The organism is Pseudomonas fluvialis (assembly GCF_014207935.1).
GTDB classification, from domain to species: domain Bacteria; phylum Pseudomonadota; class Gammaproteobacteria; order Pseudomonadales; family Pseudomonadaceae; genus Aquipseudomonas; species Aquipseudomonas fluvialis_A.
In genome coordinates this window covers 688,656-707,209 of the sequence record NZ_JACHLL010000002.1, presented here as the reverse complement: position 1 = coordinate 707,209, position 18,554 = coordinate 688,656, and the positions used below count along the sequence as shown (strand labels likewise).

Genomic DNA, 18,554 nt, shown 5'->3' with positions numbered 1-18,554 from the left:
AGGCCACTCTGTTTCAGGTGGCCGGTTGGCCATCAGGCCTGAAGCAGCCGGTAGTGATTGGCTACCGGTCTGGCGTACTGGCCGATCAGATAGGGCTGATCTTCGGCCGGACAGGCCTGCAGGCGTTGCTGCCACTGTTGCTGCGCCGTGGCCAGCTCGGTGGCGCTGAACAATTGCTCGGCACTGGGTACCGCCACTGAGTTGTCGCGCTCCGCCCACTGGGCATAGGCCAGGTAGTGCACCGGGAACAGCCGGTAGTTGGCGAGAATCTGCGCATCCACCGCCAGCGCCAGCTGCTTGGCATCGGCGCTGGGCTGAGTGATTTCACTGCCGAAACTGACGTGCACGCGGCCTTTGTGGCCGGTGATGCCTTGGGCGATGCTCAGGTCGTCCTCGCCCTCGGCCTTCTGGTAGTCGCCTGTCTCGGCGCGAATGCGCAGTTCGCGGGCCTTGGCCCGGTCGCAGGGGTCGTATTCGTAGCTGATCGATACCGGAATCAGGTGCAGCTCGGCCAGGGCCTGCTCGAATGGCAGCTCCTTGTTGGCCATGTGGAACATCTTGAGGATGGCCGAGTCGGTGCGGTCGTCGCCGTCCTTGGCCCGGCCTTCGGCCTGGGCGATCCACACGGACTGCTGCTCATTGCGGATCGAGTGGTTGATGTAGGCCGAGAGCAGTTGGTACGCGGCGAGCTTTTCGCGCCGTCCGCTCACCGAGCGCTGCACGATGAAGCTCTTGTTCAGACGCATCAGGTCGCCGACGAAGGGCTTCTGCAGCAGGTTGTCGCCAATGGCGATGCGCGGCGTCGGCTGGCCGGCATGGTACAGCGCGTAGTTGACGAAGGCCGGGTCCATCACGATGTCGCGGTGGTTGGCGATGTACAGGTAGGGGCGGCCGCTTTGCAGCTGTTCCAGGCCGGAGTAGCTGATGCCGTCGCTGGCGCGCTCGATGACGCGGTCGACGTAGGGCTCCAGTTTGCTCTGCAGGGCATCGACACTGTTGATGCCGGCGACTTCACGGCGCAGCCGATGGGCTATAACAGGTTTGAGCAGCCAGCCCAGCGGACCGGCCAGGCGCGGAAAGCGAAAGCGCAGCAAGGTCTGCAGAAAGGCCGGGTCAGCCAGCAGGCGGGCCAGCACGGCGGCTACTTCGTCATCGCGGTAAGGACGGATGGATTCGAAATCGACCATCGGGATCTCATGTTATGCCGGAAGAAGGGCGCCTCTTGAGGCAGCCGGGTACATCAGTTGACCGCCGATTATAGGCGCAAGTCACACCTGAATCGGTTGGCGTTTTGTCGCGGTGGCGGGGGATTCGCGGAGGCTATGATGCTGGAAACAGAGTGCTATCAGTGTCCCTATTGCGGTGAGCAGGTCGAGGCGCTGCTGGATCTGTCCGCCGGTGAACAGTGCTACTACGAGGACTGTCCGGTGTGCTGCCGGCCGATTCTGTTCCAGCTGTGGACCGACGGCCAGAGCTGGCAGCTGCAGGTACGCCGGGAGGATGACTGATGCAGCGTATTTACGAGCCGCAGGATCTGCTGGAAGCCGAGCTGCTGTGCGCCATGCTGGGTAGTGAGGGCGTCGAGGTGCATCTGGTCGGGCGCGATCTGCTCGGTGCGGTCGGCGAGCTGCCGGTGGGCGGTCTGCTCGGGCTGCTGGTGGCTGATGCCGAGGCCGAGCGGGCACGGCAACTGATTGCCAGCTACAACAGCGCCTCGCCCCTGCCCGGCGAGGTGCCGCTGCAGGGGCCGGATGTGCTGATCTGCTGAGGCTGCTGTTGTCGCCGGTTGAGCGTTACAGGACGCCGGCTTTTTTCCACGCCAGATACTGGCTCACCAGCTGCGGCCCCAGCTCTCCGGGGCGGGCATCGAGCACCGGCAGATTGTGCGCCTGCAGACGTTCGTGCAGGGCGTCGCGGGCCTGCAGGTAGTCGAGGGTGCCGCAGTAGCCGATGGCATCCTGATAATTCTGTACCGGTTGCTGGCGCAGCCGGTCGAGTACTTCCTCGCGCAGGCTGGTGATCAGCAGGCGGTGCTGTCGGGCGATGCGCTTGCAGGCACCGAGCAGTTCGCTGTCATCCTCGTCGCGCAGGTTGGTCACCAGCACCACGAGGGCGCGGCGGTGCTGCCGGGCCAGCAACTGGTCGACGGCGGCGGCATAGTCGGCCGGGCGCTGGGTGCTCTGCAGGTCGTACACACCGTTGAGCAGGTGGCCGATCTGGGCCTGGCCCTTGGCCGGGGCGATAAAGCGTGGCTGGTCGCTGGCGAAGGTCGCCAGACCCACCGCATCGCCCTGGCGCAGGGCGACGTAAGCCAGCAGCAGGCAGGCGTTAAGGGCGTGGTCGAAGTGGGCCAGATCGCCATCCTGGCTGCGCATGCGCCGGCCGCAGTCGAGCAGGAAGATAATCTGCTGGTCCCGCTCGTCCTGGTACTCGCGGGCGATCGGTGTGCGCTTGCGCGCGGTGGCCTTCCAGTCGATCTGGCGCAGGGTGTCGCCATCACGGAATTCGCGCAGCTGGTGAAACTCCAGGCCCAGGCCGCGGCGTGGTCGCTGGCGCACACCGAGCTGGCTGAGCCAGTCGTCCACCGCCATCAGCTGGCCGCCGTAGACACGGGCAAAGTCCGGATAGACGCGGGTTTCTCCCGTCGCTGGCAGGTAACGGCGGGCCTGCCACAGGCCTAGCGGGCTGGGCAGCAGCAGCTCGCAGCGCTGGAACAGGAAATGGCCTCGGCGGGTTGGGCGCAGGCGATAGCCGCACTCGGTGTGCTCGCCCGGGTGCAGGGCAATGCGTTGCGGCAGGGCATCGAACTGCATGCCGGCCGGCACATGATCGAACAGCTCGATGGCCAGCGGGCGCTCGAAGCGGTGGTGCAGGGTCAGACGCACCTCGCTCCAGCGGCCCAGCGGCAGATTGCCCGGCAGCTGGCGCTGCAGCTCGGGAGTCGGCAGGCGGCGCAGCCACAGGGCGTCCACGGCGGCAATCACCAGCAGGCACAGCAGCAGGCCCCAGCTCAGGGCGCGCAGCTGGCGCGGGTAGCCAATGGCCAGTGCCTCCAGGGTGCCAAGGCCGATGGCCAGGGCGAGCAGGGTGGCGAGCAGGGCGAGCAGCAGACGCGAGGGTTTCATCCGGGGCTTACATCCGCGGTGCCGGAATCTGTTCGATCAGCTGCTGCAGCACCTGATCCACCGACAGGCCTTCGATATCCAGCTCCGGTGCCAGGCGCACGCGATGGCGCAGCACGGCCAGGGCGCAGGCCTTGACGTCATCCGGAATGACGAAGTCGCCGCCGCGCAGCAGGGCGCGGGCGCGGGCACCACGCACCAGTGCGATGGAGGCGCGCGGCCCGGCACCGAGGGCTAGGCCCGGCCAGGTGCGGGTGGCACGGGCCAGACGCACGGCGTAATCGAGCACCTGCTGGTCGCAGGCCAGTTCACTGGCGATCTTCTGCAGGGCCAGCACGTCGCGTGGCTGCAGCAGGGTGCGCAGGCTGGCCACCTCCAGCATATCGGCCTTGGCCGAGCGGGTGACCTGACGCACCAGCTCCAGTTCTTCGTCGGCTTCCGGGTAGTCCATGCGCAGCTTGAGCATGAAACGGTCGAGTTCGGCTTCCGGCAGCGGGTAGGTGCCTTCCTGCTCGATGGGGTTCTGTGTTGCCAGTACCAGGAAGGGTTGCGGCACCGGCAGCGGGCGACCTTCGAGGGTGACCTGGCGTTCCTGCATCACTTCCAGCAGGGCGGCCTGGGTCTTGGCCGGAGCACGGTTGATCTCGTCGGCCAGCAGCAGGTGGGTGAACACCGGGCCCTTGCGCAGTTTGAACTGCTCGCTGGCCAGGTCGTACACGGCATGACCGGTGACGTCGCTGGGCATCAGGTCGGGGGTGAACTGGATGCGCGCGAACTCGCCGCCAAAGCACTTGGCCAGGGCACGGACCAGCAGGGTCTTGCCCAGTCCGGGAACGCCTTCGAGGAGCACATGGCCGCCGGCCAGCAGGGCGGTGAGTACATCGTCGATCACGGCGCTCTGACCGACCACCGCTTTCTTCAGCTCCAGGCGCAGGGCCTGGGCCAACTGGCTGGCGCGCTGGCGCTGGGCGTTGCCGGCGCTGACCGCCGCTGCCGGGGCCGCCTGGGCTGCCGGCGCTGGTGCTGGCGAAGCGGCGGGAGCCGCCGTGTCGGTGCTGTCGGCTACCGGCGTGGCAACGGGCTCTTCGGCGGCTGGTTGTGGCTGGATATCTTCGCTCATAGGGCATTCCTGAGGGTTTGCAGGTGCGCGACCTGGCGGGTGAATTCACTGGCGGAGCGTTTTGTCGGCTGTGCCGGGCGCATGGCCTTGGCCACGGCGCTGGCGGGCAGGCGGGTCAGTTGTCCCAGCACGCGCCATTGTTCGGCCACCGGCAGGCGTTCGAAGCCCGGGTGGCGGCGCCGCGCGCGGCGTTGAATGTCGCGTTGCAGGCCTTGCAGCAGGTGGGCCTGGCCATGGTGGCGGAGCAGGAAGGCGGCGCTGGCGCGCAGGTGTTCTTCCAGCTGACGGCGGCTGCGGCTGGCGACTTCGGCCAGTGGGCCGTGGCGCAGGCCGACATGCCAGAGACCGAAGAGGATCAGCAGGCCCAGTGTGGCCAGCGCCAGCGGGAAGTTGCGCAGCAGCAGGCTGAGCAGGTCGTCGCGGTCGGCGCGGTAAAGCAGGGTTACGGCGGTGTCCTGGGTCAGGTACCAGAGCAGCCAGGCGTGGTCGTACTCGCCGATTTCGTCGTTCTGCCATAGCCAGGAGTCGGTCAGTACCGTGACCAGGCCATCGCCGTGGCTGAGCTGCAGCATGTGCGTGGCGCCGTCGCTGTTGGCCCAGGCGTGGGCGCGGTTCTGGCTGTCGTACAGGTGATAGTCGGTGTCGAAGTCCAGGTAGGCCGGCGCTTTCTCGTTCTCCAGGTAGAGCTTGGTCAGCTGTGGGTAGTCGTGCTCCGGCGAGCGGGCCGGCTTGCGCAGGCGCTGGCGCGGTATAACCTGTTCGGCGTCTTCGGCGTCTTCGGCGTCTTCGGCGTCTTCGGCGTCTTCGGCGTCTTCGGCGTCTTCGCTGGCGTCCTGCTGGTCGAGGTCTTCGCTGAGCAACTGCTGGATGCCGAGCTGATCGAGCAGCAGGTCACCGCTGCGTTGCTTGTCTTCGTCCCAGATTTCCTCGGCAACGAAGATCAGGTGCCCGCCCTGGGCCGTCCACTCCAGCACGCGCTTGCTTTGCCCGGGCGTCATGCGGTTGCGGCTGCCCAGCAGCAGCAAGGTGCGGCCGGCGCTGGGCAGGGTTTTCAACTCGTCCAGGCCGTCGGCGCGCTGCACCTCCAGCTTCTGCTGGCGGAGGAACAGTTCGGCGGCCAGATACGGGTTGGCCCGTGCCTCCGGGGCGGGGCCATGGTTGACCAGCTTGTCGTAGGGGTGCAGCTGTTGCAGCAGGTAGATGACCAGCAGGCCACCGCCAAGCAGCAGACCGCAGCCGAGGATGAACAGCGCACGGCGACTCATGGGCGAGCCTCCTCGCGCGGGAACAGGCGGCGCCAGCCGTCGCACAGGGCGGGCTTGAGCTTGGCTGGCGGCAGGCGGTGGCCGTAGGCCAGGTTCTGCCAGTGGCGCGTCAGCACGCTGCTGAACTGGCTGAGGGCATCCTGCTCAAGCCCCTGGATCAGCTGCAGCACTTCGCCTTCGGTGTGCGAACTCTTCAGGGGCAGGCGGAACTCATGCAGCAGGCGTGACAGCAGGGCACGGTAGAGCAGGCCGAGGGCTTCGCGAGGCTGGCTGTCCCACAGGGCTTCGACGCTGCTGGCGACATCCGCCGGCAGGGTTTCCGGCGCCACTTCCAGGCCGAACAGCTGCGTAGGGGCCTCTTCGCGATGACGGCGGGGCAGATTCAGGCGGCCGGCGAAGGTCTGCAGCCATTCACGGTAGCGCCACAGCAGCAGCGCCACGATCAGCAGCAGGCCTGACCAGAGCAGCACTTCAAAGATCAGGGCGATGGTATCCAGGCTGTCCCAGAGCTTCACCAGCTTGGCGAAGGCTTCCAGCAGTTCGATAAAGGCCTTGGCGTCGTCCTCGCTTTTCGGCTTGTCCGGCGTTTCTTCGCCAAAGCGCCATTCTGTGACGGTTTCCCTGTGGCTGAACGGCGGCTGGTCGAGCAAGTGGGTAATGGCCTGATTGGCCGCCTGGCTGGTCAGTGGCTGATTGAGCAGGCGCTCGGCGTTGGGGCCGAAGCTGTCCAGGCGCGGCACCGGGCATTGCCTGCTTTCGGCGGCCATGGCGGACTGCGGCAGCTGGCTGAGCAGCAGACCACAACCGAGCAGCAGGGCGTAGGCTACGCCGGTCAGGCGCTGGCGCAGGCGACGGAATACCAGCTCGATGTCCCAGGCTTCCAGCGCGGTGCGCCGGTTGAGATAGAGGGTGAAACCGCAGGCCACATAGATCGGTTCCCAGACCACCAGCACCAGGGCGTAGAGCAGGTTGCTCAGGTGCTCCAGCCACAGGCCTTCGCCATCGTTGGGGGCGATCAGCTGTTTCCAGTCCAGGTCGATCTGCAGCTGCTGCGGAATCAGCAGGTAAAGCAGGGCCAGCAGGCCGAGGGTCAGTGCGCTTTCGATATGCACGCCGACCACCGTGAGCCAGGTGGCGGCACTGCCATCGCGCTGACCGAGGACGATCAGCCGCTGGCCGCGGGCCTTGCCGCTGAGGCCTTCGAGCTGCAGAACCGGCAGGTCGAAACTGCGCGTCGGGCTGAAACGGCGCCAAGTCAGGCTGGCCAGCAGTTGCGGGCGCAGCAGGCGGGGCAGGGCGCGCAGGCTGGCCTTGAGCCCAGGCGTGTCGCCAAACAGGGCATGCGACAGAATGTGCAGGGGCAGGCGTTCGTATAGCGGTTTGAGCCACCAGAACAGAAACAGCGCCCAGCTGGGGTGCTGCCACAGCAGCAGGCTGAGCAGCCCGAACAGCGGCAGGGTCAGCAGTGCCCAGCTGGCCATCAGCAGTGGCGCATGCCGGCGCGCCAGCAGGGTGCCGAGGTCGAGTGCCTCCCAGGCGCTGCGCGGGCGGATGGTAACGCTGGCTTCAGTCAGGCGCATGCTGACGCCCCGCGAAGATGCAGTAGCTGGCCACCAGCAGCCATAGGGCTGCGCCCACCACCAGTTTGACCTGGGCGCTGGTGTAGGTCATCGATGACCAGTAGGCCTCGATGAAGGCGGCAATCAGCAGGAACAGGATCACCCCGGCGACCAGCTTCACCGCTTCGGCGGCGGCCAGACGCAGGGCTTCGCTGCGGCTGTGCCGGCCGGGGGCGAGCAGCGCCCAGCCCAACTGGAGACCGGCAGCACCGGCGAAGGTGATGGCGGTCAGTTCGAAGGCGCCATGGCCGATGACGAACGACCAGAAGGTCGAGCCGTAGCCGATCTCGCTCAGGTGACCGGCCACGGCGCCGATCATCAGGCCGTTGAAAAACAGGAAGAACAGGCTGCCCAGACCGAACAACAGGCCGCTGGCAAAGGTCTGAAAGGCAATGCCGATGTTGTTCATGATGTAGAAACCGAACATCTGCCAGTCATCGCCGGAGTTGCGTTCACTGAAGTGACCGAGGCGACGCGCCTCCGGGTCATACATCGACTCCATCTGCTCGACCTGTTCCGGGTCGACCACGCTGTAGACCAGTTCGGGGAACAGATAGACCAGCACGCCCATGCCGATCAGGCTGCCGTAGAACAACAGGCTGGCCACGGCGATGCTGCGCCACTGCTGGCGGATGGTCTGCGGCAGGCCGCTGAAAAGGAAGGCCAGCAACTGACCGCCCAGCTGGCTGCGCTGGCGATAGAGCTGCTGGTGACCGCGCTGGGCCAGTTGCTGCAGGCGCTCGATCAGGTGGCTGCTGTAGCCGCGCTCCTGGGCCAGGGCCAGGTGCTGGCAGAGGCGGCGGTATTCGGCGCAGTAGCTGTTCTGTCCCTGATCCTCGGTCTTGCGCCGCTCCAGTTGCACCAAGCGTTGCTCGAACTGGGCCCAGTCATCCTGCCATTGCTGCTCGAACTGCTGCTGTTTCATGACGCCCCCAGCAGGCCGCGGGCGATGCCGTTGAGGCGCGCCTCGGCCTGTTCCGGCAGCACTTGCAACGGCTCGGCCAGGAGGCCGGCAAGCTCTTCACGGCGCGCCTGAGAGAGACTGCCGGCGCGTTCGGCAAAGGCCAGGATGGCGCGTTGTTCCTGCAGATCAAGACGCATGGGCGGGCGCTCTGGTTCGGCATCCGGCAGATTGGGCCGGGGTTCGGCCTGTTCGCGGTAGACCACCAGGGTGCCGGCGGCGATGTCGCCCAGGCGTTTGAACGCCGGGTGGGCCAGGCTGCTGATCAGCCCCAGGCAGTAGGCAAACGGCAGCATATCGACGAAGCGCAGCAGGTTGCGCAGCAGCGATGCGCCCCAGCTGATGGGGGTGCCATCGTCATGTACCACGCGTAGGCCGAGCATCTGCTTGCCGGGCGAGCGCCCCTGATTGAGCACCTCGAACAGCACCATGTACCACCAGTTGACCAGAAACAGCACGATCAGCAGCAGGCCACTGCCCAGGTTACCCAGCAGGCTGAGCAGCAGGCCGAGCACCAGTAACAGCGCGCCGCGGATCAACAGGTCGAGGGTGAAGGCCAGGGCACGCGGAATGACTCCGGCCGGGCGCAGCAGCAGGTCGATACCTTCCGGGGTTTCCACGTGGTGGCGGTTGTCCAGCAACGTGGAAGTGGGCAGCGAGGGCTGAAGGGAAGGTGACATGGGCACTGCTTTTGGTGAAAACCCGATGCTAGCCAGCCCCGGGCGGGAGGACAAGCGGGCCTTGCGGCCCGTCGGCCATTAGTTGGACGGTGGCAGCACGCCGAAGATGGTGCGGTACAACACGCCCATGGTCACGATCAATAGTGGCAGGGTCCAGATCAGGCCGATGCCCAGCGGGATCATGCTCAGCAGCATGATCAGCATGAGCACAAAGAACAGACCGAAGACCTTGAACCAGTGCTGGGTGATGGCCTTGCGCGAGGCTTCCAGCGCCTGCCAGGGCGACAGGCCACGTTCGACCACCAGCGGGATGGCCAGCAGGTAGGCGATGCTCAGGTAGATGCCAGGAATGAGCAGCAGAAGCATGCCCAGGTAGACCAGCAGGGTCATGACCAGCGCGGTGATGATCAGCGGTACGGCACGGCCGAAGTGGCTGAAAATCTCGTTGAAGCTCAGTGGCTGGCCTGCGGCGCGGCGAATGCCGATCATCATCAGGCCGGCCATGAAGGGGTAGGTCAGTGCGGTGATCAGCAGGGTGCTGACGATCTGGCTGGTGATCATCATCCCCATGTTTTCTTCCCCGCCGGCCAGGCCGAGCAGGGCAGTACCCATGCCGAGGACGAAGGCAATGACGAACATGGCGATGTAGAAGACGATGAAGCCGCCGAGGATGATGCCCTTGGTGCCCTTGAGCAGGCCCCAGGACTCGCTGAGCAGGCCGCCGATGCTGAAGTCGTAGCCGCGGCTGAGGGCTTCTTCGATACTCGGTACCTGATTGCCATGCTGTTCCTGCAGGGCGCTGCTGGGTGCCGCGTAGGGGTTTTGCGCGAGGGTGTCGCTCATGATGACCGTCCTTGGTTGAGGGAAGACCTGCATGCTAGTGGTGGTATGCCAGTGGCGGCAAGCACGGCGCGCGGGTTTGTGCATCCGGTCAGGTTTCTGCGGGGGAGTGGCGGCCTGCTAGACTGCCGCCTCGCCGCCCAGGCCTCGGGCCACAAGGAGCCACAGTGACTGCAAGTCTGTTCTGGTACGACTTTGAAACCACCGGGATCAATCCCCGCTGCGACCGGCCGATGCAGGTGGCCGGCATACGTACCGATGAGAATCTCAATGAAATCGGCGAGCCGCTGAATCTCTACTGCCGCTTATCTCCGGACATCCTGCCTCATCCACAGGCCTGTCTGGTCACCGGCATCGGTCCGCAGGTCATTGCCGAACGCGGCCTGCCGGAGGCCGAGTTCATCGCCCGTCTGCATGCCGAGATGGCCGTGCCAGGGACTTGCACGGCTGGCTACAACAGCCTGCGCTTCGACGATGAGGTGACGCGCTACAGCCTCTATCGCAACTTCTACGATCCCTATGGTCGCGAGTGGCAGGGTGGCAACAGTCGCTGGGATCTGATCAATCTGCTGCGTTGTGCCTATGCGCTGCGCCCCGAAGGCATCGAGTGGCCGCAGGTCGATGGTCGCGTCAGCCTGCGTCTGGAGCTGCTGACCCAGGCCAATGGCCTGGAACATGGCCAGGCCCACGATGCGCTGTCCGACGTGCGCGCCACCATTGCTCTGGCGCGACTGATGCGCGAGCGCCAGCCAAAACTGTATGACTTCATCTACAAGCTGCGCAGCAAGCAGGAAGTGCAGAAGCAGATTCGCCTATTGGAGCCACTGGTGCATGTGTCCGGCCGTTTTGCTGGTGAGCGCAGTTACCTGTCGGTCGTTCTGCCGCTGGCCTGGCATCCGACCAATCGCAATGCGCTGATCGTCTGCGACCTGCAGGCTGATCCCGCGCCGCTGCTTGAACTGGATGGCGAGGCGTTGCGCCAGCGTCTTTATACCCGGCGTGATGATCTGGCGGCCGGGGAGTTGCCAGTGCCGCTGAAACTGGTGCATATCAACCGTTGTCCGGTGCTGGCGCCGCTCTCCGTCTTGCGTGAGCAGGATCAGCAGCGACTGGGGCTGGATATGCCGCTCTATCAGCAGCGCCGTGACCAACTGCGTGAACAGCAGTCGCTGTGGCAGGACAAGTTGCCGCAGGTATATGCCGGCAGCGAATTTGCCGCCAGTGAAGATCCCGAACAGCAACTGTATGACGGTTTTATTGGCGACCGGGATCGCCGGTTGTGCGAACGAGTGCGTCAGGCCAGTGCCGAGCAGTTGGCCCGCGAAGTCTGGCCATTCGGCGATGTGCGTTTACCGGAACTATTGTTCCGTTATCGGGCGCGTAACTTTCCACATACTCTGAGTGCTGCAGAGAGTGAACAGTGGCAGCAGTTCTGTCGGGACCGTCTGCGGCAACCTGAATTAGGGGCGCCCTTGCTCTTTTCCGAATTTGAACAGACGGTCGAAAAAGTCTGGCCGGACTGTACGCCGGAGCAGCAGCAATTGTTGGCGGCGTGGCGCGATTACGCCCGTCAGTTGGTTGCTACCTGATTTATCGGCAGGCATAAAAAACGCCAGCAGAGGCTGGCGTTTTGTTGTGGCGGTGAATTAACCCAACAGGGTCATCCAGCCTTCCACGGTGTCATTGCCCCACTTGGCTTTCCACTCTTTCAGGGTCTTGTGATTGCCGCCTTTGGTTTCAATCACTTCGCCGGTGTTGGGGTTCTTGTATTGCTTGACCTTGCGGGCACGCTTGCTGCCGGTGGCCTTGGCGGCGCGTGGAGCCTTGCTGCTGCGGGATTCTGGATCGAGCAGGGCAATAATGTCGCGCAGCGACTTCTGGTATTCGGCCATCAGGCCACGCAGCTTGCCTTCGAATTCCAGTTCTTTCTGCAGTTTGTCGTCTTGCGACAGGTTCTTCAGGCGCTCTTGCAGTTCTTTGATGGCTTCTTCGGTAGCGCGGTATTCATTAATCAGCGACATGTATGCACCTAATGATTCGATGGAGGGTGGTCAAGTGTTATGCATAGTAGACAGGCTTCAGTGTCATGTAAATTCCCTGTTTTAACTTTTCCGGAACTGACATGAAGTTAATGTCTTATTAATAGAAGTTAATCGATGTCATCTGGTGACAGATTCCCACACAAGGATTGGAGGAATTGTCTGCGCTCAGTGCTGCACAAAAGCCTGGGGCTGGCTAGAATGGCCGCCTTGCTGAAGAATCTGGAGTTTGTGCATGCGCACTTTTCGTTTGGTGATTGCCTGTCCTGATCGCGTGGGTATTGTCGCCAAGGTGAGTAACTTTCTCGCCACTTATAACGGCTGGATTACCGAAGCCAGTCACCACTCGGATAATCAGAGTGGCTGGTTCTTCATGCGTCATGAAATTCGTGCCGACTCGCTGCCGTTTGATCTCGAGGGTTTCCGCCAGGCCTTTGCTCCCATTGCCAAGGAGTTCGCCATGCAGTGGCGGGTGACTGATTCGGCGGTGCAGAAGCGCGTGGTGCTGATGGCCAGCAAGGAGTCGCATTGCCTGGCGGACCTGCTGCACCGCTGGCATAGCGGCGAGCTGGATTGCCAGATTCCCTGCGTGATCTCCAACCATGACGACCTGCGCAGCATGGTGGAATGGCACGGCATCCCCTATTTCCACGTCCCGGTCGATCCGCAGAACAAGCAGCCGGCCTTCGACGAAGTCAATCGCCTGATCGGCGAGCATGCCGCCGATTGCGTGGTGCTGGCGCGCTACATGCAAATCCTGCCGCCGGCGCTGTGCCGTGACTATGCGCAGCGGGTGATCAACATCCACCACAGCTTCCTGCCATCCTTCGTCGGAGCCAAGCCGTATCACCAAGCCTCGCTGCGTGGGGTCAAGCTGATTGGTGCTACCTGCCATTACGTCACCGACGAGCTGGATGCCGGGCCGATCATTGAGCAGGACGTGGTGCGCGTGACCCACCGCGACAGCATCGAAGACATGGTGCGCCTGGGCAAGGATGTGGAGAAAATGGCGCTGTCGCGCGGCCTGCGCTATCACTTGGAAGATCGTGTACTGGTGCACGACAACAAGACGGTGGTGTTCGACTGACGCCAGATCGTCTGCCTGGGGAGGTGCGTCATGCTCAAGTCGCTCAGGGTGCGGGACTACATGTCGACCCATCTGCCAACCCTGCGTGCCGATCAGGATGTGTTCGTGGCGGTCGAGCGCATGCTCGAGCATCGCACGTCGGGGCTGGCCGTGCTGGACGAGCATGGCGGTCTGCTTGGCTATCTGTCCGACGGTGACTGTCTGCGTGCCATTCTCACGGGGCTCTATCACGAGGAAGCGGGAGGGCAGGTGGGCAGTTGCATGACGGTCGAGGTCGAAACCGTTTCGGCGCAAAGCAGCATTCTCGATGTGGCCGAACTGTTCAGCCATGAGCATCGCCGCCGTCTGCCGGTTCTGGAGGATGGCCGTTTTGTCGGCGAGATCAGCCGGCATGATGTGCTGCGGGCGATGTGTCAGTTTTCCGAGCATGACCGCCATCAGCCGGATGTGGTGTACTGATGGCCGGCCCTCTGGACAAGGCCGCCGCGCAGGCGCCTGCTACCCTCGGTGAGGGTTGCCTGAGCCGCTACGATCTGGATGCGCTGGATGCCGAAGCGGGGACAGAATTCAGCGAGGCGGCTGAACTCTGGCGGCAACTACAAGCTCAGGATGGGCCCGCGCAGGTTCAGTCACCGACGAAGCAGGACTGATCACTTCCAGCCGATTTGCCAGCGTTCGCTGTCGCGCAAATCACGCCAGTCAATCAGTTCGCTGCGCCGGCTCAGCACTGCCTGCAACTCCACCTGCAGCAGTTCACCTTCCTCGCTACGCAGCAGCTCGCTGACCAGAAAGTGCTTTTCACGGTTCTGCGGCTGACGGGCGGTCCATTTGGAGAGCAGTAGCTTCTCCGGATTGAAGCGGTTTCTTGCCGTTTTCACAGCTGCTCCAGCAACTTGCGTGCGGCCTCCTGGCCGCTCAGCCAGGCGCCTTCGACCCGGCCGGACAGGCACCAGTCTCCGCAGGCATAAATCCCCAGATCGCTGTCGGCCAGGGCTCCCCACTCATGGGCCTGAGTCGGGCGCGCATAGAGCCAGCGATGGGCGAGACTCAGGCTGGGGGCGGGAACGGCGCAGCCGATCAGTTCGGCAAAGGCGCCGCGCAGTTGATCAATCACCGCCTCCTTGCTGCTGTCGACATGCTGGCGTGTCCAGCTGCTGGTGGCGTGCAGGGCCCAGCAATCCAGCGGGTGCTGGCGACCGGGCTTGCTGTTGTTGCGTGCCAACCACTGCAGCGGACTGTCCTCGACGAAGCAGGCCTGTACCGGTGTATCCAGCTCCCGGGCAAAGCCGAGCGCCACAGCCCAGGTCGGCTCCATCGGTACACTGGCCGCGACGGCCGCCAGCTTGGGCGCGGCGCTGAGCAGGGTGCTGGCCTGTGGTGCCGGCGTGGCAACTATCACGTGGCTGAAAGGACCGTGGTTGTTGCCTTCGGTATCGAGCAGGGTCCAGTGTTGCTCGCCGCGGAATACCTCGCTGATGCGGCAGCTGAAATGCACCTGGTGGCCGCCGAGCAGGGCGCGGGTCAGGGCGCTCATGCGCGGTGTGGCGACCCAGCGCTCCTGTTCGTCGGCGGACAGGGCGAGCGCCCCGTTGCGGGCCTGATACAGTGCGGGGTGCCAGTTGTCGACCCAGCCATGCTGCCGCCACTGCTGCACGGCTTCGGCAAAGCGCCGGTCGCGGGCGGTGAAGTATTGTGCGCCCAGGTCGAGGGAGCCGGCTTCGCTGCGCTTGCTGGCCATGCGTCCGCCACTGCCGCGACTCTTGTCGAAAAGCGTTACCGACAAACCAGCGTCACTCAGGGCCTGGGCCGCAGAGAGCCCGGCGAGTCCGGTGCCGATGATGGCGATCGGGGTGTTCATGGTTGACCTCGCAATCAATCGTCCAGGCGTATTGGTTGGACGTTACCTGTACAATTCGTATTTAATGTACAGGAATGTGCGGTGCAGGTGCCTGCCTTTCAGTAATGACGCTGTTGCGCCTGGCATGAGGCACAGGGGCGTCAATACTTAGACTAGTGCCAGTTCACGCCATGCGAGGAGGATGCCATGCATATCTTGCTGACCGGTGGAAGCGGGTTGATTGGTCGGGCGCTGTGCCGTCACTGGCTGGCGACTGGCCATCGTCTGACGGTGTGGAGTCGCACGCCTGAACGGATCCCGGAGCTGTGCGGCAGTGCAGTGCGCGGTATTGGTGATCTACATGAGCTGGATCAGGACGTGCCGGACGCGGTGGTCAACCTGGCGGGAGCGCCGATTGCCGACCGGCCCTGGACGCGCAAGCGCAAGGCGTTGCTGTGGGCCAGCCGGATTCAACTGACCGAGCAATTGCTGACCTGGCTGGAGGCGTTGCCGCAGCGGCCGCAGGTTCTGCTGTCGGGTTCGGCGGTGGGCTGGTATGGCGACGGTGGCGAGCGCGAGCTGGATGAGCAGCATTCGCCGGTCAGCGAGGACTTTGCCAGTCAGCTCTGTGGCGCCTGGGAGGAAACCGCGCTGCGCGCCGAAACACTGGGACTGCGCGTGGTATTGCTGCGAACCGGCCTGGTGCTCGCGGCTGATGGCGGCTTTCTGCAGCGCCTGCTGCCGCCGTTTCGCCTCGGCCTGGGCGGGCCGATCGGCGCGGGACGGCAGTGGATGCCGTGGATTCATCTGCAGGATGAAATAGCCCTGATCGATTTTCTCTTGCACCATCCTCAGGCGCGCGGTCCTTATAATGCCTGCGCGCCGCAGCCGGTACGCAACAAGGCCTTCGCCCAGGCGCTGGGCCGCGTGCTGCGTCGTCCGGCTTTCCTGCCGTTACCGAGCTTGTTGCTGCGTGTCGGCCTGGGCGAGTTGTCGGTGCTGTTGCTGGGCGGCCAGCGTGCCGTGCCGCGACGTCTGCTGGAAGCGGGTTTCAGGTTTTCGTTTACCGATCTGGACAGTGCCCTGGATGATCTCCTCGGGCCTAACTGAATTAGGAAATTGCATGACTCAACAGGCGTTGTTGCTGGTCAATCTGGGTTCGCCGGCTTCCCCCGAAGTGGCCGATGTGAGGCGCTACCTGAACCAGTTCCTGATGGACCCCTATGTCATTGATCTGCCCTGGCCAGTGCGCCGTCTGCTAGTGTCGCTGATTCTGATCAAGCGCCCGGCGGCATCGGCCCATGCCTATCAGTCGATCTGGTGGGAGGAGGGCTCACCGTTGGTGGTGCTCAGCCGCCAGTTGTGCGAAGCGATCAAGCCGCACTGGCCGCAGGGACCGGTGGAGCTGGCGATGCGCTACGGTGAGCCGTCCATTGAGTCGAGCCTCAAGCGCCTGGCTGCCCAGGGTATCCGCCAGGTGACCTTTGCTCCCCTGTACCCGCAGTTTGCCGACAGCACCACGACTACCGCGATTGCCGAAGCGCAGCGGGTGATTGCCGCGCACCAGCTGCCTCTGCAGCTGTCCATCGTTGCGCCGTTCTATGCCCAGCCGGAGTACCTGGATGCGCTGGCCGAGAGCGCGCGGCCGTATCTGCAACAGGGTTTTGATCACCTGCTGCTGAGCTATCACGGTCTGCCGGAGCGCCATCTGCACAAGACCGACCCCACGGGCAGTCATTGCCTGAAGGGTGCCGACTGTTGCCAGCGTGCCACGGGAGCCGTGCTGGATAGCTGCTATCGCGCCCAGTGCTACCGCGTCAGTGAAGGTTTTGCCGAACGTGCCGGACTTACGCCTGCGCAGTGGTCGGTGGCGTTCCAGTCACGCCTGGGCCGGGCCAAGTGGATTGAGCCCTATACCGAGGCGCGTCTGGACGAACTGGCCGCTCAGGGCGTGAAGAAGCTGCTGGTGATGTGTCCGGCGTTTGTGGCGGACTGCATCGAGACCCTGGAAGAGATTGGTCAGCGCGGCAAGGAACAGTTCGTTGCCGCGGGTGGTGAGGATCTGGTGCTGGTGCCCTGTCTGAATACCCATGAATCCTGGGTCAGGGCCCTGGCCGCGATCTGCCAGCGAGCCCCTCATCCGGCCTGAGCCCGGGCTCAGGCGTTAGGCGCTGTGCTCGCCATTGCTGGCGGGCGCAGCAGGCTCGGGAACAGCTTCGGCCGGCTGGCGCCACTGCCAGAGAATCAGTAGCAGGGTCGGGATGCCGAGCAGTGCGGTGACCATGAAGAACTGGCTGTAGCCGAGTTTTTCCACCATGGCTCCGGAGTAGCCGCCAATCAGGCGCGGCAGGAGCAACATGATCGAGCTGAGCAGGGCGTACTGGGTGGCAGAGAACTTCAGGCTGGTCAGGCTCGACAGGTAGGCGACGAAAGCCGCCGTGGCCAGGCCTGAGCTGAAGTTGTCGCAGCCGATGGTGAGCACCAGCATGTCGACGTTGGCGCCCATGCCCGCCATCAGCGCAAACAGGATATTGGTGGCTGCTGAGGCCACACCGCCGATGAACAGGATCGGCAGGATGCCGAAGCGCACGATCAGCACCCCCCCAAGGCCCGCACCGAACAGGGTCATGAGCAGGCCGAACAGCTTGCTGATGCTGGCGATCTGTTCCTTGCTGTAGCCCAGATCGATGTAGAAAACGTTGGCCATGACCCCCATTACGGTGTCCGACAGCCGGTAGGTGGCGATCAGCCCCAGCAGGGCCAGTGCCTGCCAGCGATAGCGCACCACGAAGTCGTTGACCGGCGTCAGCACCGGGGCCAGGCCGCGACGGCCGAGGCTGGACAGGCACAGGGCAGTCAGCACGCCGTACAGCAGGGCACGCAGGAAGGCGCGGTCTTCCAGCACCAGTTGCTCTAGGCTGATAGTGCCGCTGAACAGTTCACTGCGCAGCAATTGGGTAAAGAACGCCGGCACCGACACCAGCAGAGTGATCAGCAGCAGTACCGACAGCAGGTGGTGGAAGAACCCGTTCTTGAGTACCTGGACCAGGCCGCCCCAGAACAGCCCTGAGGCGCTTACGCAGGCTAAGGCCGTATAGAGCAGGGCCAGTTTGAAGTGACTGTCGGTGTTAAGCAGATCCCGCATGGTGACCACACTCTGCATCATCGTCACCAGTTCGCTCTGGTAGAACTCCTTTAGCTCAATGAACAGGTTGGGCACTGAAATCGCCAGAACGATGGCCGCCATGAGCGCCAGCAACTGATGGAGGAAGCCGTGCTTGGACGGCGGCGCGAGGATTGCTGGTGGCTCGCGCATCCACAGACAGGTCAGCAGGCCGGGCAGCATCAGCAGGGCAAACAGGGCGTAGGTGCCGGCCCAGGCGCTGTAGGAGTAACTGTTGCCGGTGGAGCCGAACCAGCCGGCGAAGTACAGCGCTCCGGCGGTGGCGAGCAGGGCGGAGACACGGTAGCCCGCCATGTAGCTGGCGGCGAGGGCGGCTTGGTGAGTGTCGTCGGCGATTTCCAGGCGATAGGCATCGATCGCGATGTCCTGGGTGGCCGAGGCGAAGGCCACAACCACGGCCACGGCAATCAGCCAGGACAGGTGCTCGCGCGGATCGATCAGGGCCATGCCCAGCAGGCCGCCGGCTACCAGCACCTGCGAAAGGATCAGCCATGAACGGCGGCGCCCCAGACGGCCGAGTACCGGGAGCCGCCACTGGTCGAGCATGGGCGACCACACCCATTTGAAGGCATAGGCCAGGCCAATCAGGCTGGCGTAGCCGATGGTCTGGTGCGACACGCCGGCTTCGCGCAGCCACACCGAGAGGGTGGAAAACACCAGCATGTACGGTAGGCCCGCAGCGAAGCCCAGAATGAGCAGCACCAGAGTGGCCGGATTGGCATAGGTGGCGAGGGCGGCGCGCCAGGAGCGACGGGGCATGGGCTTCAAGCTACAGGCAAAAACAAAGGGCGCACTCTAAC

Annotated in this window: 20 protein-coding genes; 8 read left to right on the top strand and 12 right to left on the bottom strand. The window is 64.1% G+C overall.

Annotation, left to right across the window (positions count from 1 at the left end):
* Positions 1-32: 32 nt before the first annotated feature.
* Positions 33-1,187, bottom strand: a complete 1,155-nt coding sequence (locus HNP49_RS08400) for a 1-acyl-sn-glycerol-3-phosphate acyltransferase (RefSeq protein WP_184682290.1) — start codon at positions 1,185-1,187, stop codon at positions 33-35.
* Between the two features lie 138 nt (positions 1,188-1,325).
* Here HNP49_RS08400 and HNP49_RS08395 point away from each other — a divergent pair, with 138 nt between their 5' ends.
* Together HNP49_RS08395 and HNP49_RS08390 are read left to right on the top strand one after the other, a co-directional pair.
* Positions 1,326-1,508 (top strand): CPXCG motif-containing cysteine-rich protein, encoded by a 183-nt coding sequence (locus tag HNP49_RS08395; protein ID WP_095939576.1) that lies wholly within the window; start codon positions 1,326-1,328, stop codon positions 1,506-1,508.
* Entirely contained in the window at positions 1,508-1,768 is a 261-nt protein-coding gene (locus tag HNP49_RS08390) for a putative signal transducing protein (RefSeq protein WP_184682289.1), read from the top strand. The genes HNP49_RS08395 and HNP49_RS08390 overlap by 1 nt, the downstream gene beginning before the upstream one ends.
* Before the next feature lie 25 nt (positions 1,769-1,793).
* On the opposite strand, the gene HNP49_RS08385 is transcribed toward HNP49_RS08390, so the two are convergent.
* The 7 genes from HNP49_RS08385 to HNP49_RS08355 form a co-directional block, all read right to left on the bottom strand.
* A complete protein-coding gene (locus tag HNP49_RS08385; RefSeq protein ID WP_184682287.1) occupies positions 1,794-3,125 on the bottom strand; it encodes a DUF58 domain-containing protein in 1,332 nt (443 codons plus the stop codon).
* A gap of 7 nt (positions 3,126-3,132) precedes the next feature.
* Positions 3,133-4,242, bottom strand: coding sequence for a MoxR family ATPase (locus tag HNP49_RS08380; RefSeq protein WP_184682285.1), 1,110 nt, complete (start codon positions 4,240-4,242; stop codon positions 3,133-3,135).
* Positions 4,239-5,507: a DUF4350 domain-containing protein gene (locus HNP49_RS08375; protein WP_184682284.1), complete on the bottom strand. Its 1,269-nt coding sequence runs from the start codon at positions 5,505-5,507 to the stop codon at positions 4,239-4,241. Before HNP49_RS08375 ends, HNP49_RS08380 begins: the two co-directional genes overlap by 4 nt.
* Positions 5,504-7,087 (bottom strand): DUF4129 domain-containing protein, encoded by a 1,584-nt coding sequence (locus HNP49_RS08370; protein WP_184682282.1) that lies wholly within the window; start codon positions 7,085-7,087, stop codon positions 5,504-5,506. Before HNP49_RS08370 ends, HNP49_RS08375 begins: the two co-directional genes overlap by 4 nt.
* Entirely contained in the window at positions 7,074-8,051 is a 978-nt protein-coding gene (locus HNP49_RS08365; protein ID WP_184682281.1) for a stage II sporulation protein M, read from the bottom strand. The genes HNP49_RS08370 and HNP49_RS08365 overlap by 14 nt, the downstream gene beginning before the upstream one ends.
* Entirely contained in the window at positions 8,048-8,767 is a 720-nt protein-coding gene (locus HNP49_RS08360) for an RDD family protein (protein WP_184682279.1), read from the bottom strand. Before HNP49_RS08360 ends, HNP49_RS08365 begins: the two co-directional genes overlap by 4 nt.
* 78 nt (positions 8,768-8,845) lie before the next feature.
* Complete coding sequence (locus HNP49_RS08355) at positions 8,846-9,610, bottom strand: hypothetical protein (protein WP_184682278.1); 765 nt, start codon at positions 9,608-9,610, stop codon at positions 8,846-8,848.
* A gap of 164 nt (positions 9,611-9,774) precedes the next feature.
* On the opposite strand from HNP49_RS08355, the gene sbcB reads away from it, so the two are divergent.
* Complete coding sequence (gene sbcB / locus HNP49_RS08350) at positions 9,775-11,196, top strand: exodeoxyribonuclease I (protein ID WP_184682276.1); 1,422 nt, start codon at positions 9,775-9,777, stop codon at positions 11,194-11,196.
* Between the two features lie 57 nt (positions 11,197-11,253).
* Here sbcB and mvaT read toward each other — a convergent pair whose 3' ends face one another.
* Positions 11,254-11,628 carry a histone-like nucleoid-structuring protein MvaT gene (mvaT, locus tag HNP49_RS08345; RefSeq protein WP_184682274.1) on the bottom strand — a complete coding sequence of 125 codons (375 nt, stop codon included), beginning with the start codon at positions 11,626-11,628 and terminating at the stop codon, positions 11,254-11,256.
* Between the two features lie 253 nt (positions 11,629-11,881).
* Between mvaT and purU the strand changes: the two genes are divergently transcribed.
* The 3 genes from purU to HNP49_RS08330 are packed head-to-tail and all read left to right on the top strand — an operon-like array spanning position 11,882 to position 13,383.
* Positions 11,882-12,733, top strand: a complete 852-nt coding sequence (gene purU / locus HNP49_RS08340) for a formyltetrahydrofolate deformylase (RefSeq protein ID WP_184682273.1) — start codon at positions 11,882-11,884, stop codon at positions 12,731-12,733.
* A 30-nt stretch (positions 12,734-12,763) separates the two neighbouring features.
* Positions 12,764-13,192 (top strand): CBS domain-containing protein, encoded by a 429-nt coding sequence (locus tag HNP49_RS08335; protein WP_184682272.1) that lies wholly within the window; start codon positions 12,764-12,766, stop codon positions 13,190-13,192.
* A complete protein-coding gene (locus HNP49_RS08330) occupies positions 13,192-13,383 on the top strand; it encodes a hypothetical protein (protein ID WP_184682271.1) in 192 nt (63 codons plus the stop codon). Before HNP49_RS08335 ends, HNP49_RS08330 begins: the two co-directional genes overlap by 1 nt.
* Here HNP49_RS08330 and HNP49_RS08325 read toward each other — a convergent pair whose 3' ends face one another.
* Together HNP49_RS08325 and HNP49_RS08320 are read right to left on the bottom strand one after the other, a co-directional pair.
* The gene (locus tag HNP49_RS08325) at positions 13,384-13,611 is read right to left on the bottom strand and encodes a TIGR02450 family Trp-rich protein (RefSeq protein ID WP_184682270.1); all 228 of its coding nucleotides are present in this window, start codon (positions 13,609-13,611) and stop codon (positions 13,384-13,386) included.
* Complete coding sequence (locus HNP49_RS08320) at positions 13,608-14,591, bottom strand: NAD(P)/FAD-dependent oxidoreductase (RefSeq protein WP_184682269.1); 984 nt, start codon at positions 14,589-14,591, stop codon at positions 13,608-13,610. The genes HNP49_RS08325 and HNP49_RS08320 overlap by 4 nt, the downstream gene beginning before the upstream one ends.
* A gap of 186 nt (positions 14,592-14,777) precedes the next feature.
* Between HNP49_RS08320 and HNP49_RS08315 the strand changes: the two genes are divergently transcribed.
* Entirely contained in the window at positions 14,778-15,680 is a 903-nt protein-coding gene (locus HNP49_RS08315; RefSeq protein ID WP_184682268.1) for a TIGR01777 family oxidoreductase, read from the top strand.
* A 13-nt stretch (positions 15,681-15,693) separates the two neighbouring features.
* Positions 15,694-16,719 carry a ferrochelatase gene (hemH, locus tag HNP49_RS08310; protein WP_184682267.1) on the top strand — a complete coding sequence of 342 codons (1,026 nt, stop codon included), beginning with the start codon at positions 15,694-15,696 and terminating at the stop codon, positions 16,717-16,719.
* A 15-nt stretch (positions 16,720-16,734) separates the two neighbouring features.
* On the opposite strand, the gene HNP49_RS08305 is transcribed toward hemH, so the two are convergent.
* The gene (locus tag HNP49_RS08305; protein WP_184682266.1) at positions 16,735-18,513 is read right to left on the bottom strand and encodes an AmpG family muropeptide MFS transporter; all 1,779 of its coding nucleotides are present in this window, start codon (positions 18,511-18,513) and stop codon (positions 16,735-16,737) included.
* Positions 18,514-18,554: the final 41 nt, after the last annotated feature.

What these genes read in the sequence shown, in the direction of transcription:
- HNP49_RS08320 (WP_184682269.1), bottom strand. Translation starts at nt 14,591, where the DNA reads ATGAACACCCCGATCGCCATCATCGGCACCGGACTCGCCGGGCTCTCT.
- HNP49_RS08335 (WP_184682272.1), top strand. Translation starts at nt 12,764, where the DNA reads ATGCTCAAGTCGCTCAGGGTGCGGGACTACATGTCGACCCATCTGCCA.
- HNP49_RS08400 (WP_184682290.1), bottom strand. Translation starts at nt 1,187, where the DNA reads ATGGTCGATTTCGAATCCATCCGTCCTTACCGCGATGACGAAGTAGCC.
- HNP49_RS08360 (WP_184682279.1), bottom strand. Translation starts at nt 8,767, where the DNA reads ATGTCACCTTCCCTTCAGCCCTCGCTGCCCACTTCCACGTTGCTGGAC.
- hemH (WP_184682267.1), top strand. Translation starts at nt 15,694, where the DNA reads ATGACTCAACAGGCGTTGTTGCTGGTCAATCTGGGTTCGCCGGCTTCC.
- HNP49_RS08355 (WP_184682278.1), bottom strand. Translation starts at nt 9,610, where the DNA reads ATGAGCGACACCCTCGCGCAAAACCCCTACGCGGCACCCAGCAGCGCC.
- HNP49_RS08390 (WP_184682289.1), top strand. Translation starts at nt 1,508, where the DNA reads ATGCAGCGTATTTACGAGCCGCAGGATCTGCTGGAAGCCGAGCTGCTG.
- HNP49_RS08305 (WP_184682266.1), bottom strand. Translation starts at nt 18,513, where the DNA reads ATGCCCCGTCGCTCCTGGCGCGCCGCCCTCGCCACCTATGCCAATCCG.
- mvaT (WP_184682274.1), bottom strand. Translation starts at nt 11,628, where the DNA reads ATGTCGCTGATTAATGAATACCGCGCTACCGAAGAAGCCATCAAAGAA.
- purU (WP_184682273.1), top strand. Translation starts at nt 11,882, where the DNA reads ATGCGCACTTTTCGTTTGGTGATTGCCTGTCCTGATCGCGTGGGTATT.
- HNP49_RS08395 (WP_095939576.1), top strand. Translation starts at nt 1,326, where the DNA reads ATGCTGGAAACAGAGTGCTATCAGTGTCCCTATTGCGGTGAGCAGGTC.
- HNP49_RS08330 (WP_184682271.1), top strand. Translation starts at nt 13,192, where the DNA reads ATGGCCGGCCCTCTGGACAAGGCCGCCGCGCAGGCGCCTGCTACCCTC.
- HNP49_RS08365 (WP_184682281.1), bottom strand. Translation starts at nt 8,051, where the DNA reads ATGAAACAGCAGCAGTTCGAGCAGCAATGGCAGGATGACTGGGCCCAG.
- HNP49_RS08380 (WP_184682285.1), bottom strand. Translation starts at nt 4,242, where the DNA reads ATGAGCGAAGATATCCAGCCACAACCAGCCGCCGAAGAGCCCGTTGCC.
- HNP49_RS08315 (WP_184682268.1), top strand. Translation starts at nt 14,778, where the DNA reads ATGCATATCTTGCTGACCGGTGGAAGCGGGTTGATTGGTCGGGCGCTG.
- HNP49_RS08375 (WP_184682284.1), bottom strand. Translation starts at nt 5,507, where the DNA reads ATGAGTCGCCGTGCGCTGTTCATCCTCGGCTGCGGTCTGCTGCTTGGC.
- HNP49_RS08385 (WP_184682287.1), bottom strand. Translation starts at nt 3,125, where the DNA reads ATGAAACCCTCGCGTCTGCTGCTCGCCCTGCTCGCCACCCTGCTCGCC.
- HNP49_RS08370 (WP_184682282.1), bottom strand. Translation starts at nt 7,087, where the DNA reads ATGCGCCTGACTGAAGCCAGCGTTACCATCCGCCCGCGCAGCGCCTGG.